Source organism: Methylibium sp. T29-B, from assembly GCF_000576225.1.
Classification (GTDB): Bacteria; Pseudomonadota; Gammaproteobacteria; order Burkholderiales; family Burkholderiaceae_C; genus Methylibium; species Methylibium petroleiphilum.
This window is the reverse complement of sequence record NZ_AZSN01000098.1, coordinates 1-13,978: the sequence shown is the minus strand read 5'-3', so window position 1 is coordinate 13,978 and position 13,978 is coordinate 1. Positions and strand designations below refer to the sequence as shown.

The following is a 13,978-nucleotide window of genomic DNA, read 5'->3' as shown; positions in this document are numbered from 1 at the left end:
CCGGCGGCGAGCGCGGTCACGCCGGCCGCCACCGCCGTGGCGGAGCGGCCCAGCAGGGCCCGCCGCCCCGGGTCGTGGGTGAGGGAACGGCCCACCTGCAGTTCGGTCCGGGCGGCCTCCATCAGTCGGGTCGTGTTCGAATTCTTCATGGTCGTGTTTCCTCGTCGATCGCCCGGACGCAAAGGCCCCGGCGGCGGGTCATGGCGCGTGGTGCGCACAGGGGTTCACACAAAACTGTACCGATCGGTCGGTAGAGTAGCGAGCGCATCGCGCCGCTGTCAAGGCGAACGCGGCCCTCGTTTACCCGGCCGCGACGAGAAGCGTGGTACTGTATTTACGAACAGTATCTTTTCGCCCCCTCCTGCTTCCCCTTCCATGGCCGAACCGCGCCTGACACGCCACCACCGTGCCCGCCTGCTGCAGATCTGGCGCTCGGCGGGCTGGCCCTGCCGGGACGGCATCGAGCTCGACCTGCTGGCTGCGCAATGGCTCTGCGTGCACACCACGCCCGAGGGCCGCGACACGCTGCGACTCACCGCCGCCGGCATCGAGGTGCTGGCCGATGCGCGCCGGCGTGGCGCGCGCGAACTCGGCGCGCACGACCGCCTGGCACAGAAGTTCGCCGAGCACCTGATGCGCGCGGGCCGCATCGTCTGGCGCGAGCTGTCCCTGCGCGCCGCCATCGACGCGCCACCGCCCGAGCCGCCCGTGCCGGAGCAACCCCCCGCCGTGCCCACGCTGTGGCAGGACCCCGGCACGGGCCACGCCGCGCCCGCCGGCGTGTGGCGCATCGCGCGGCCCGACCTCTACTCGGTGCGCAACACCAGCGTCGAGGCCTATCTGCAGCCCATGGTCCACGAGGTGAAGGCGACGCGGGCCGATCTGCTGTCCGACCTGCGGCACGCCGCCAAACGGCAGGCCTACCAGTGGCTGTGCAGCGAGTGCCACTATGTGTTCCCGGTGGCGGTGGCGCAGCCCGAGGAAATCCCCGAGGCCTTCGGCGTCTGGGTGCTGCACGGCGACCTGGAAGACGGTCACTTCGAGCAACTGCGCCCCGCGCGCCACGCCCGCTGCACGCTGCCCTTCGCGGTCTGGCTGGCGCTGGCCCGGGCCACGCCGCTGCGCAGCGACAGCGACATCGACGGCGCGCAGGCTCTGCTGGGCGATGCCGGAGCGAGCCTGCCGTGAATCGCCGCTACACCGTCGCCGTGCGCGAGCTCTGCGAGTTCGCGGCCAAGCAGGGCGACCTCGACCTGCGCTTCACGCCCGCGCCCAGCGCGCTGGAAGGCATGGCCGGCCACGCGCTGGTGGCCGCGCGCCGCGGCCCGGGCTATCAGACCGAACTCAGCCTGCAGGGCGACCACGGCGCGCTGCGGGTGCGCGGCCGCGCCGACGGCTACGACCCGGCGCGGCAACGGCTCGAGGAGGTGAAGACCCACAAGGGCCGGCTCGACCGCCAGCCGCCCTCGCACCGCCAGCTGCATTGGGCCCAGGCCAAGATCTACGGCTGGCTGCTCTGCCGACAGCAGGACCTGGCGGCGCTGGACATCGCGCTGGTCTACCTCGACATCGGCAGCCAGCAGGAGACCGTGTTCACCGAGCGCTGCAGCGCCGGCGAGCTGCGGCAGCATTTCGAGCAGCAGTGCGAGCGCTTCCTGGCCTGGGCCGAGCAGCAGCTGGCACATCGCGGCGCACGCGACGCCGCACTGCAAGCGCTGGCCTTCCCCTTCGACGGCTTCCGCGCCGGCCAGCGCCCGCTGGCCGAAGCCGTCTACAAGGCGGCGAACGCCGGTCGCTGCCTGCTCGCACAGGCGCCCACCGGCATCGGCAAGACCCTGGGCACGCTGTTCCCGCTGCTCAAGGCGGCCCCGGGGGCGAAACTGGACAAACTGTTCTTCCTGGCCGCCAAGACCTCGGGCCGCCAGCTCGCGCTCGACGCGCTGGCGCGCCTGGCCGTCGGCCCGCTGCGGGTGCTGGAACTGGTGGCCCGCGACAAGGCCTGCGAGCACCCCGACAAGGCCTGTCACGGCGAGTCCTGCCCGCTCGCCCGCGGCTTCTACGACCGGCTGCCGGACGCCCGTGCCGCAGCACTGGCGCCGTGCGGCAGCACGGTGATGCTGCAGCAGGACCGGGTGCGCGAGGTGGCGCGCCAGCACACGGTCTGCCCCTACTACCTGAGCCAGGAGCTGGTGCGCTGGGCCGACGTGGTGGTGGGCGACTACCACTACTACTTCGATCTCGGCGCGCTGCTGCACGGCCTGGCGCAGGCCAACCTGTGGCGGGTGGGGCTGCTGGTCGACGAGGCACACAACCTGGTGGAGCGCGGACGCCGGATGTACAGCGCCGAACTGCGGCCCGACACGCTGGCCGAGGCCCGCCGCTCCGTCACGGCGCAGACCGTCCCGGCGCTGAAGAAGGCGCTCGACAAGCTGCGCCGCTGCTGGGCCGCCCTCGACCGGGGCCCATCGCTGCCCTACCAGGTGCATGCCGCCTTCCCCGTGCCGCTGAAGGCCGCGCTGCAACTGGCCTGTGCCGCGATCGGCGAGCACGACGCCGAGCATCCACAGACGCAGGACACTGCGCTGCGGGCCTTCCACTTCGAGGCGTTGCAACTGCTGCGCCTCGCCGAACTGCTGGACACCCACTCGCTGCTCGATGTCACCCGGCCGCCGGCCGGCGCCGGGGCGCGCCGCGCCGCGCCGTCGACGCTGTGCATCCGCAACCTGGTGCCGGCGCCCTTCCTGGCGCCGCGCCTGGCCGCGGCCCACACGAGCACGCTGTTCTCGGCCACGCTGCAGCCCAGGCACTACTACGCCGACCTGCTGGGCCTGCCGGCCGACCACGCCGTCATCGACGTGGTCTCGCCGTTCCAGCCCGGCCAGCTGCGGGTCGAGATCGCGCGCCACATCTCCACCCGCTACCGGCACCGCGCGGCCTCGCTGGACCCGATCGTGGCGCTGATCGCCCGCGAATTCGAGGCGCGGCCGGGCAACTACCTCGCCTTCTTCAGCAGCTACGACTACCTCGAGCAGGTGGCCGATCGGCTGGCCGTCCGCCATCCTCAGCTGCCGAGCTGGCGCCAGTCGCGGCGCATGCCGGAGGCCGAACGGCAGCGCTTCCTGGCGCGCTTCGCCGACGCGGGCCAGGGCATCGGCTTCGCGGTGCTGGGCGGCGCATTCTCCGAGGGCATCGACCTGCCGGGCCGGCGCCTGATCGGCGCCTTCCTGTCCACACTCGGCCTGCCGCAGGTCAACCCGGTCAACGAGCAGATCCGCGCCCGCATGCAGGCGATGTTTGGCGCCGGCGATGACTACACCTACCTCTACCCAGGCCTGCAGAAGGTGGTGCAGGCCGCGGGCCGGGTGATCCGCACGCCCGAGGACCGCGGCGTGGTCCACCTGATCGACGACCGCTACGCACGGCGCGAAGTCCAGGCGCTGCTGCCGGCCTGGTGGATGCTGACACCGAGCCAACGCCTGCCAGCGAAAACCTATCCTTTCGGGTAGTGCCGTTTGCCGGCCGATGCGGAAAATGCATCGGCAGACGAACGGGTCGATGCGCCAGGAGCGCAGCGGCACGGCAAGGCACCGAGCATGCCCGCTGAGATTCGCCTGAACCCGCAACCGAGTTCATTGGTGGAGAACAGCATGGGCCTTCCAACCGCCGTCGTCGTCGGCGTGGGTGTCGAGCAGGGCGTGGGCGGCGCGGTCTGCCGGCGCTTCGCTGCCGAGGGCTACCACGTCCTCGCGGCGGGGCACACCGCCGCCAAGATCGGCCAGGTGGTCGACGCCATCCGCGCGACCGGCGGCAGCGCGCAGGCCGTCGTCACCGACACCACCTCGGAAACCGATGTCGAGCGGCTGTTCGACCTGGCCATGACGCCGGGTGCGGGCCGCGAACCGGCCGATCTGGTGGTGTTCAACGCCGGCAACAACCAGGTGATCGATTTCCGCACGCTCACCGCGGCGCAGTTCGAGAGCTTCTGGCGCGTCGGCTGCTTCGGCGGCTTCCTGGTCGGCCGCGAGGCGGCGCGGCGCCTGGCACCGCTGGGGCGCGGCACGGTGATCTTCACCGGCGCCTCGGGCAGCCTGCGCGGCAAGCCGGGCTTCGCCCACTTCGCTGCGGCCAAGGCCGGGCTGCGCATGCTGAGCCAGAGCATGGCGCGCGAGTTCGGCCCGCTGGGTCTCCACGTGGCCCACGTCGTGATCGACGGCGGCATCAACGGCGAGCGCCTGCGCAGCGTGATGCCGAAGATGGTGGCGCAGCGCGGCGAGGACGGCCTGCTCGACGTCGATGCGATCGCCGAGACCTACTGGCAGCTCCACCGCCAGCCCCGCAGCGCCTGGGCGCAGGAGATCGACCTGCGCCCCTACAAGGAATCGTTCTGAGCCCCCGTGCGCGCACACCCGTGTCGCGCTTGATCGTCAATGTTCGTCACAACAGGAGACCCGCTTGAAACTGCTCAATTCCTTTGGCCCCAATCCCCGCATGGTGCGGATGTTCATGGCCGAGAAGAAGATCTCGATCCCGTTCCAGGACTTCGACATCCTCGGCGGCGAGAACCGCAAGGACCCGTATCTCGCCAAGAACCCGGCCGGCCAGACGCCGAGCCTGGAGCTCGACGACGGCCGCGTCATCGCGGAGACGGTGGCGATCTGCGAGTACCTCGAGGAACTGCACCCGACGCCGGCGCTGATCGGCAACACGCCGGTGGAACGCGCCGAGGCGCGCATGGCCCTGCGGCGCGCCGAGCTCAACGCCTGCGAGCATCTCTACAACGCCTTCCGCTTCGGGCCCGGGCTGCCGCTGTTCAAGGACCGCGTGCGCTGCCTGCCCGACGCCGCCGACGGCCTCAAGGCCAAGGGCCTGGACGGCGTGGCGCTGGTGGATACGCTGCTGAAGGGCAAGTCCTACCTGTGCGGCGAGCGCGTCACGCTGGGCGACCTGGTGCTGTACTGCTGCCTCGACTTCTGCATGTCCACCGGCCTGCAGGTCGACCCGGCGCTCAAGAACGTGACCGCGTGGCTGGCGCGCATGAACGCGCGGCCCAGTGCCACCGCCTCGCTGTCGCCGGGCTGGCAGGAGATCGGCATGCGCGGCTGAAGCGCGCGCGCGAGAAGCAAGTTGCCTGGAGCAGCGGGGGCGTCGCTTCAGGCCGTGCCCGGGGCGGAGACGAGGATGGACTGCGCCATCTTCTTCACCGCCTCGCCGCCGCCGCCGAGCTGCAGCGGCTCGGGAATGACGATGCCGCGCTGCACCGCAGGCCGCGCCGCGATGGTGTCCAGCCAGCGCCGCAGGTGCGGCAGATCGTCGATGCTCACGCCGGCCCAGTCGTACAGCGACACCCAGGACCAGTTGGCGATGTCGGCGATGGAGTAGTCACCGGCCAGGAACTCGTGGTCGGCCAGCCGACCGTCGAGCACACGGTAGAGACGCTTGGTCTCGCTCTGGTAGCGCTCGATGGCATAGGGGATCTTCTCGGGCGCGTAGCGGTGGAAGACGTTCGCCTGGCCCTGCATCGGACCGATGCCGCCCATCTGGAACATCAGCCACTGGATGACGAGCGAACGCCCCTTCACGTCGGCAGGCAGGAAGCGGCCGTGCTTCTCCGCGAGGTAGATCAGGATCGCGCCGGACTCGAACACCGCGAAGTCGCCCGCACTGCGGTCGACGATCGCCGGGATGCGACCGTTCGGGTTGATGGACAGGAAGGCCGGCGTCTTCTGGTCCTGCTTCTGCAGCGACAGCGGATGCACCGTGTACGGCACCCCCAGTTCCTCGAGCAGGATGCTGGCCTTCCAGCCGTTGGGCGTGGCCGAGGTGTAGAGATCGATCATGCAGTGCGCTCCGTGCCGACTAGGGCGGGGTCGGCTGTGAAGTCACGATAGCCTGACTGCGCACGTAGTGCTGGAGTGCCACGAGATCGTCGTCCGTGAGGTCGGGGTATTTCGGCATGCCGCGCTGCACCAGGGCGCCTTCGAGTACGGTCCGCAACGCCTTCAGGTCCAGCAGCATCGGCGAGGCACGCAGGTCCGGCGCATAGCCTCCCGACACCGCGCCGGCGCTGTGGCACCAGACGCAGGTGCTGGCGTAGAGCGCACGGCCACGATCGACCAGCTTCTCGTCGGGCTTGAAATCCGCCGGCACGATGGGCCGGACGAACACGGGCTTGCCCACGTCGGGCATCGGCAGCTTGCCGTCGAGCGCGAAAGTCAGCAACTGCCGCGTCTGGCCGCCAAAGCCCCAGCCGTACTGCGCCATCGAGCTGCCGCCACCGAGCGACATGCCGGCACCGCCCCAGCCGACGAGCAGCGACACGTACTGCCGGCCGCCCACCGAGTAGGTGACCGGCGGCGCGCTGATGCCGGACCCGACGTGCACCGACCACAGCTGCCTGCCGTCGCGCGCGTCGTAGGCGATGAACGTGCCGTCGATGCGGCCCTGGAACACCAGGTTGCCCGCGGTGGTCATGGTGCCGGGGTTCCAGTAGTTCGGCTGGGCCACCTCCCACGCCTTCTTCTGCTTCACCGGGTCCCAGGCCAGCAGCGAGCTCACCCCGGCGTCCTTGGGGATGTCGCTGCCCAGGCCGATGTCGACCGCGACATCGAGCTGGCCGAAGTTCTCGGGCTTGCGCCAGTCGACGATCCGCACGCCCGTGTCGGTGAACAGCGCGGGCAGTTCGACCTTGGGGATGTAGACCAGCCCGGTCTTCGGATTGAAGGACATGGCATGCCAGTTGTGGGCCCCGTAGACGCTGGGCCATACCAGCTCCGAGCCGTCCTCGTAGCGCGCGCCCTCGGCCTCGATCGGCCGCCCGGTCTTCATGTCGATGCCGGTCGCCCAGGTCACCTTGGCGATCTTCTCGGCCGACAGCAGCTTGCCGTTCTTGCGGTCGATGACATAGAAGAAGCCGTTCTTCGGCGCATGCAGCAGCACCTTGCGCGGTCCGCCGCCCGGCCGCAGCTTCAGGTCGGCCAGCACCATGTCCATGCTGGAGTTGTAGTCCCAGGTCTCGCCGGGCACGGTCTGGTAGTGCCACTTGTACTTGCCGGTCCGTGCGTCCAGCGCCACGATCGAGCAGAGGAACAGGTTGTCGCCGCCGTCCGGGCTGCGCACCTTCCGGTTCCACGGACCGCCGTTGCCGGTGCCGATCAGGATCTGGTCGTACTCGGGGTCGTAGGTGAGGCCGTTCCACACCTGGCCGCCGCCGCCGTGCTTCCACCACTCGCCGGTCCAGGTCTTGGCCGCCATCGCCTGGGCCTCGTCCTCGAAGCCGTCGGCGGGATTGCCCGGCACCACGTAGAACTTCCACGCCAGCTTGCCGCTGTCCACGTGGTACGCACTGACGAAGCCGCGGCCCGCGCCGAACTCGGAGCCTCCGTTGCCGACGATCACCAGGTCGCGGAAGGCCTTCGGGTGACCGGAGATGTAGAGCGGTCGCTTCGGGTCGAAGGTCTGGGTGCTCCACAGCTTCTGGCCGGTCTTCGCGTCCAGGCCGATCAGCCGCCCGTCGATGGTCGCGATGACCAGCTTGCCCTTCCAGTAGGCCAGCCCGCGGCTGGAGTCCCACATGGCACGCAGGCGTTCGCCGCCAGCGTGCTTGATCGACTCCGGGTCGTACTCCCACAGCAGCTTGCCGGTCGCGGCGTCCACCGCGCGGGTCTTGCTCCAGCTGCCGGTGAAGTACATGACGCCGTCGACGATCAGCGGCGTCGACAGCAGAGAGCGGTCTTCGGGCAGCGCCATCGACCACGCGAGCCCGAGCCGCCCCACGTTGCCGGCATGGACCTGCGCCAGCGGGCTGTAGCGCTGCTCGCTGTAGTTGCGGCCGTAGGCCAGCCAGTTCGCACCCTGCTTCGGGTCGCTCAGGGCCGCGTCGTTCACCTCGGTGCCGGCGGCTGCCGACGGGGCGGACAGCCCGCAGGCCAGGCTCAGGGTCACGACCAGCCGGGCAACCAGCGCTGCGGGTGAGGGGGCGGGGCGTCGGTGCATCGTGCAGGTCTCCTTGGGCGTGCGCGATGATCCCGGCCCGCGTCGCCGCAGGCCACTACCCGCGAGGGTAGTTTTCCACCCGGGTGGGTAGGCTTGAACGCCTGATCCATGGCGACGCGGCGCGCGCGCCGGCGGGCTCAGTGCCGGGCCGCCCAGCGCGCCACGATCGCGTGCAGCGCGTCCAGCCCGTCGGTCAGCGCGGCCGGGCCCGGCTGCAGGATCAGCGGCGACTTGATCTCGTGCAGCTCGCGGTCGCGCACCGCGGGCACTTGGTCCCAGCCGGCACGGGCGGCCACCTTCTCGGGGCGGAACTTCTTGCCGCACCACGAGCCGATGACGATGTCGGGCGCGCGCGGGATCACCTCGTCGGGCGTCGCGAGGATGCGGTCGCGCGCCAGGCTCGCCACGGCGCGCTCGGGAAAGATGTCGTCGCCGCCCGCGATGCCCACCAGCTCGCTGACCCAGCGGATGCAGCTGATCTGCGGCTCGTCCCACTCCTCGAAGTAGACGCGCGGGCGGCGCGGCAGCTGCGCGGCGGCCTGCCGCACGCGCTCCACGCGCGCGGCCAGCGCGTCAGCATAGGCCTCGGCCCGGTGCGCCGCGCCGACCATCGCGCCGAGCCGGCGCACATAACCCAGGATGCCGTCGACCGAGCGGTGGTTGCTGATCCACACCTCCACGCCGCGCTGGATCAGCTCGCGGGCGATGTCGGCCTGGATGTCGGAGAAGCCGATCGCCAGGTCGGGCTGCAGCGCCAGGATCGGCTCGAGCTTCGCGCTGGTGAAGGCCGACACCTTGGGCTTCTCCTGGCGCGCGCGCGGGGCCGCACGGTGAAGCCGGAGATGCCGACGATGCGGTGCGCCTCGCCCAGCGCGTAGAGCACCTCGGTGGGCTCCTCGGTCAGGCAGACGATGCGTTCGGGAAAGCGGGCGGGCATGAGCCTCATTGTCGCGGCCGGCCCGCGCCGGGCGGCGCGCCGCTCACATGCTGCGCCGGTACTGCCCACCCACCTCGAACAGCGCGGTGGTGATCTGCCCCAGCGAGCACACCCGCACCGCGTCCATCAGCACCTCGAACACGTTGCCGTTGTCGATCACGGTCTGCTGCAGCCGCGCCAGCATCGCCGGCGACTCGGCCGCGTGGCGGGCGTGGAAGTCGGCCAGGCGCTGCAGCTGCGACTGCTTCTCCTCGTCGGTGGAGCGCGCCAGCTCGATGTGGCCGGGCGTCGGGTCGCCGTGCGGGTTGCGGAAGGTGTTCACGCCGATGATCGGGTACTCGCCGGTGTGCTTGAGCATCTCGTAGTGCATGCTCTCCTCCTGGATCTTGCCGCGCTGGTAGCCGGTCTCCATCGCGCCGAGCACGCCGCCGCGCTCGGAGATCTTCTCGAACTCGGCCAGCACCGCCTCCTCCACCAGCTCGGTCAGCTCGTCGATGATGAAGGCGCCCTGGTTGGGGTTCTCGTTCTTCGCCAGGCCCCACTCGCGGTTGATCACGAGCTGGATCGCCATCGCGCGGCGCACGCTCTCCTCGGTGGGCGTGGTGATCGCCTCGTCGTAGGCGTTGGTGTGCAGCGAGTTGCAGTTGTCGTAGATCGCGATCAGCGCCTGCAGCGTGGTGCGGATGTCGTTGAAGGCGATCTCCTGCGCGTGCAGGCTGCGGCCGCTGGTCTGCACGTGGTACTTGAGCTTCTGGCTGCGCTCGTTGGCGCCGTAGCGGTCGCGCATCGCCACCGCCCAGATGCGCCGCGCCACGCGGCCCATCACGGTGTACTCCGGGTCCATGCCGTTGCTGAAGAAGAAGCTCAGGTTCGGCGCGAAGTCGTCGATGTGCATGCCGCGCGCCAGGTAGGCTTCCACGAAGGTGAAGCCGTTGGAGAGCGTGAAGGCCAGCTGCGAGATGGGGTTCGCGCCGGCCTCGGCGATGTGGTAGCCGCTGATGCTCACCGAGTAGAAGTTGCGCACGTCGTGGTGCACGAAGTACTCGGCGATGTCGCCCATCACCTTCAGGCTGAACTCGGTGCTGAAGATGCAGGTGTTCTGGCCCTGGTCTTCCTTCAGGATGTCGGCCTGCACCGTGCCGCGCACGTTGGCCAGCGCCCATTCGCGGATCTTGGCGGCCTCGGTGTCGGTCGGCTCGCGGCCGTTCTCGGCCGCGAACTTCTCCAGGTTCTGGTCGATGGCGGTGTTCATGAACATCGCCAGGATCGACGGCGCCGGGCCATTGATCGTCATGCTCACCGAGGTGCTGGGGTTGGTGAGGTCGAAGCCCGAGTACAGCACCTTCAGGTCGTCGAGCGTCGCGATGCTGACGCCCGAGTTGCCGACCTTGCCGTAGATGTCGGGCCGCAGGTCGGGGTCGTGGCCGTACAGCGTGACCGAGTCGAAGGCGGTCGACAGCCGCTTGGCCGGCATGCCCTCGCTCACCAGCTTGAAGCGCCGGTTGGTGCGGAAGGCGTCGCCCTCGCCGGCGAACATGCGCGTCGGGTCCTCGCCCTCGCGCTTGAACGCGAAGGTGCCGGCGCTGTACGGAAAGCTGCCCGGCACGTTGTCGAGCATCAGCCACTGCAGGATCTCGCCGTGGTCCTCGTAGCGCGGCAGCGCCACCTTGCGGATCTTGTTGCCCGACAGCGTGGTGTGGGTGAGCGTGGTGCGGATCTCCTTGTCGCGGATCTTCACCACGTATTCGTCGCCGGCATAGGCCTTCTGCAGGTCGGGCCACATGGCGAGCAGCTTCTTCGCGCGCGGGTCGAGCCGCGCCTCGCGGCTCACGGCCTGTTCCTCGAGCGCGTCGCGCGCCTTGTACTTGTCGGGGATGGCCTCGTGCAGCATGCGCGAGCTCGCCCGCAGCTGCTGGATCTCGCGGGCCAGGCGCGCCTGCTCGCGGGCGTGCCGCTTGTAGCCGCGCACGGTCTCGGAGATGTCGGCCAGGTAGCGCACGCGCGCGCCCGGCACGATCGGCGTCTGGTGGGTGCTGTGGCGCGTGCTCACCGCCGGCAACCGCCCCTCGCGCACCGGCAGGCCCAGGCCGGCCAGCCGCTGCTTCAGCGACTGGTAGAGCGAGGTCACGCCGTCGTCGTTGAAGCGGCTGGCCATGGTGCCGAACACCGGCATCTCCTCGGGCCGCTGCTTCCAGGCCTCCTGGTTGCGCTGCACCTGCTTGGCCACGTCGCGCAGCGCGTCGGGCGCGCCCTTGCGGTCGAACTTGTTGATCGCCACGAACTCGGCGAAGTCGAGCATGTCGATCTTCTCGAGCTGGCTGGCGGCGCCGTACTCCGGCGTCATCACGTACATCGGCACGTCGACCAGCGGCACGATGGCGGCGTCGCCCTGGCCGATGCCGGAGGTCTCGACGATCACCAGGTCGAAGCCGGCCACCTTGGCCGCCGCCAGCACCTCGGGCAGCGCGGCGCTGATCTCGCTGCCGGTGTCGCGCGTGGCCAGGCTGCGCATGAAGACTCTCGGGCCCTGGCTCCACGGCCCGATCGCGTTCATGCGGATGCGGTCGCCCAGCAGCGCGCCGCCGCTCTTGCGGCGCGACGGGTCGATGGAGATCACGGCGACGCGCAGCGCGTCGTCCTGGTCGAGGCGCAGGCGGCGGATCAGTTCGTCGGTGAGGCTGGACTTGCCGGCACCACCGGTGCCGGTGATGCCGAGCACCGGCACGTGGCACGCCTGGGCCTTCGCGTGCAGCGCCTGCACCAGCGCCGGGTCGGCCCGGCCGTTCTCCAGCGCGGTGATCAGCTGGGCCAGCGCGCGCCAGGCGCCTTCGGCGTGGCCCTGCAGCGCGTCCAGCGTCTTTGGCGCATGCGGCGACAGGTCGCGGTCGCAGCGCATCACCATCTCGCCGATCATCCCTGCAGGCCCATGCGCTGGCCGTCCTCGGGGCTGAAGATGCGCACGCCGCTATCGGCCAGGTCGCGGATCTCGGCCGGCACGATGACGCCGCCGCCACCGCCGAACACCTGGATGTGCTCGCCGCCGCGCGCCTTCAGCAGCTCGACCATGTACTTGAAGTACTCGACGTGGCCGCCCTGGTAGGAGCTGATCGCGATGCCCTGGGCGTCTTCCTGCAGCGCCGCGGTCACCACCTCGTCGACCGAGCGGTTGTGGCCCAGGTGGATCACCTCGGCGCCCATGCCCATCAGGATGCGCCGCATGATGTTGATCGCGGCGTCGTGGCCGTCGAACAGGCTCGCGGCGGTGACGAAGCGCACCCGGTTCGTCGGGCGGTACTCGGCCAGGGCCTTGAACTCGGCGGACAGGTCGGTCATCGCGGGTCTCCTTGCTGCGGGCGCCGGCGGGGGGTCCGCGGGCCGGGATCGATGCCTGATTTTCCGCGGGCGGGCGGGCCGGCGACATGCCCCGAGCCGTCAAGTGCCGCGCTCGTTTTTGCCACCCGCGGCAGCGCCCTACACTGGCCCCCGGAACATGGACAAGGACACCGTCTCGATCTATTTCGTGCGGGCCGCGCTGGCGCATCTTGCACCCGAGGCGCTGCCCGCGGTGCTGCGCGCGGCCGGCATCCCGGCCGAGATGCTGGCCCACCGCCAGGCGCGCGTGCCGGCCCGGGCTTCGCGGCGCTGTGGCTGGCCGTCGCGCACCAGCTCGACGACGAATTCTTCGGCCTCGACGCGCGCCGCATGAAGGTCGGCAGCTTCGCCCTGATGTGCCATGCGGTGCTGCACTGCGGCACGCTCGGCCGGGCCCTGCGCCGCTGCCTGCGCAGCTTCTCGGCCTTCCTCGACGACCTGCACGGCGAGCTGGCGGTGGACGACGACCGGGCGGTGATCACGCTGCACAACCGCATCGCCGACCCGGCCGACCGCCGCTTCGCCGAGGAGACCTACCTGGTGATGCTGCACGGCCTGATGTGCTGGCTGATCGGGCGGCGCATCCAGCTCGCCCACATCGCCTTCGGCCACGCGCTGCCCGAGGAAGCGCGCGAGTACCGCGTGATGTACGGCGAAGACCTGGCGTTCGGCGCCGAACGCACCACCATCGAGTTCGACGCCGCGCTGCTGGAGGCGCCGATCATCCAGACCGAGGCCACGCTGAAGAGCTTTTTGCGCTCGGCGCCGCAGTCGGTGTTCCTCAAGTACAAGAGCACCGACAGCTGGACCGCGCGCGTGCGGCGCCGGCTGCGCCGCTGCCTAGGCGGCCAGGCCGGCTGGCCGACGCTGGACGACCTGGCGCTCGAGTTCCACGTCGCCCCGTCGACGCTGCGGCGCCGGCTGGAGGCCGAGGGTGGCACCTACCAGAGCGCCAAGGACGACCTGCGGCGCGATGCGGCGATCCACCACCTGTGCCACAGCCGGCTCAGCATCGCCGAGATCTCCACGCTGCTCGGCTTCCAGGAGCCCAGCGCCTTCCACCGCGCCTTCAAGAAATGGACCGGGTCGCAGCCGGGCGAGTACCGCGCGTTGCGTGCCGACGGCATGTCGGCGCCGGGCGCCGACGCCACCGCGCGGCGGCCGGCCACCGCCCCGGCACTGCTCAGCGGTTGACGTCGACCACGGTGCGTCCGCGCACCTTGCCGTCCAGCAGGCCGGGCGAATAGGCGATCACCTCGGACAGCCGATCTCCTGCGTCATCTGCGCCAGCTGGTCGCTGCGCACATGCTGCGCCAGCAGCTCCCAGGCGAGGCGCCGCGTGGCCTCGTCGACGCGCATGCAGTTGATGCCGTACAGCGTGATGCCGCGCAGGATGAAGGGCATCACCGTGCCGGGCAGGTCGCTGCCCTGGGCCAGGCCGCAGGCGGTCACCGCGCCGTGCCACTGCGTCTGCGCGCAGGCGTTGACCAGCGTGTGGCTGCCCACCGTGTCCACCACGCCGGCCCAGCGCTCGCTCTGCAGCGGCTTGCCGGGCGACGACAGTTCCGCCCGGTCGAGGATCGCCGCGGCGCCGAGGAAGCGCAGGTACTCGGCCTCCGCCGGCCGCCCGGTCGACGCGACCACCCGGAAGCCCAGCCCGGCCAGCAGCGCGACCGC

General features: G+C 70.5%; 8 protein-coding genes and 3 pseudogenes. 6 read left to right on the top strand and 5 right to left on the bottom strand.

Annotated elements, in window-relative coordinates; all coding sequences use genetic code 11:
- Positions 1 to 375: 375 nt before the first annotated feature.
- From Y694_RS14765 to Y694_RS14750, 4 genes are all read left to right on the top strand, one after another.
- Entirely contained in the window at positions 376 to 1,188 is an 813-nt protein-coding gene (locus tag Y694_RS14765; RefSeq protein WP_036233796.1) for a hypothetical protein, read from the top strand.
- On the top strand, positions 1,185 to 3,506 hold the full coding sequence (locus tag Y694_RS14760; RefSeq protein WP_036233792.1) for an ATP-dependent DNA helicase: 2,322 nt from the start codon (positions 1,185 to 1,187) through the stop codon (positions 3,504 to 3,506). The genes Y694_RS14765 and Y694_RS14760 overlap by 4 nt, the downstream gene beginning before the upstream one ends.
- 141 nt (positions 3,507 to 3,647) lie before the next feature.
- Positions 3,648 to 4,388 carry an SDR family NAD(P)-dependent oxidoreductase gene (locus tag Y694_RS14755; protein ID WP_036233801.1) on the top strand — a complete coding sequence of 247 codons (741 nt, stop codon included), beginning with the start codon at positions 3,648 to 3,650 and terminating at the stop codon, positions 4,386 to 4,388.
- A gap of 64 nt (positions 4,389 to 4,452) precedes the next feature.
- On the top strand, positions 4,453 to 5,103 hold the full coding sequence (locus tag Y694_RS14750; RefSeq protein WP_011828507.1) for a glutathione S-transferase family protein: 651 nt from the start codon (positions 4,453 to 4,455) through the stop codon (positions 5,101 to 5,103).
- 47 nt (positions 5,104 to 5,150) lie between these two features.
- Here Y694_RS14750 and Y694_RS14745 read toward each other — a convergent pair whose 3' ends face one another.
- The 4 genes and pseudogenes from Y694_RS14745 to icmF form a co-directional block, all read right to left on the bottom strand.
- Positions 5,151 to 5,837: a glutathione S-transferase family protein gene (locus Y694_RS14745; protein ID WP_011828506.1), complete on the bottom strand. Its 687-nt coding sequence runs from the start codon at positions 5,835 to 5,837 to the stop codon at positions 5,151 to 5,153.
- A gap of 19 nt (positions 5,838 to 5,856) precedes the next feature.
- Entirely contained in the window at positions 5,857 to 7,992 is a 2,136-nt protein-coding gene (locus tag Y694_RS14740; protein WP_011828505.1) for a PQQ-dependent dehydrogenase, methanol/ethanol family, read from the bottom strand.
- Positions 7,993 to 8,129: 137 nt separating this feature from the next.
- A pseudogene (locus Y694_RS14735) lies at positions 8,130 to 8,938 on the bottom strand (ABC transporter substrate-binding protein).
- Between the two features lie 34 nt (positions 8,939 to 8,972).
- Positions 8,973 to 12,262, bottom strand: a pseudogene (icmF, locus tag Y694_RS14730) (fused isobutyryl-CoA mutase/GTPase IcmF).
- A gap of 157 nt (positions 12,263 to 12,419) precedes the next feature.
- Here icmF and Y694_RS25995 point away from each other — a divergent pair.
- Positions 12,420 to 12,635 carry a hypothetical protein gene (locus tag Y694_RS25995; protein ID WP_231497706.1) on the top strand — a complete coding sequence of 72 codons (216 nt, stop codon included), beginning with the start codon at positions 12,420 to 12,422 and terminating at the stop codon, positions 12,633 to 12,635.
- Positions 12,572 to 13,495 (top strand): AraC family transcriptional regulator, encoded by a 924-nt coding sequence (locus tag Y694_RS14725; protein WP_231497705.1) that lies wholly within the window; start codon positions 12,572 to 12,574, stop codon positions 13,493 to 13,495. Before Y694_RS25995 ends, Y694_RS14725 begins: the two co-directional genes overlap by 64 nt.
- Here Y694_RS14725 and Y694_RS14720 read toward each other — a convergent pair.
- Positions 13,485 to 13,978, bottom strand: a pseudogene (locus Y694_RS14720) (zinc-binding dehydrogenase); the annotation flags it as partial. The gene Y694_RS14725 and the pseudogene Y694_RS14720 sit on opposite strands and share 11 nt — an antisense overlap.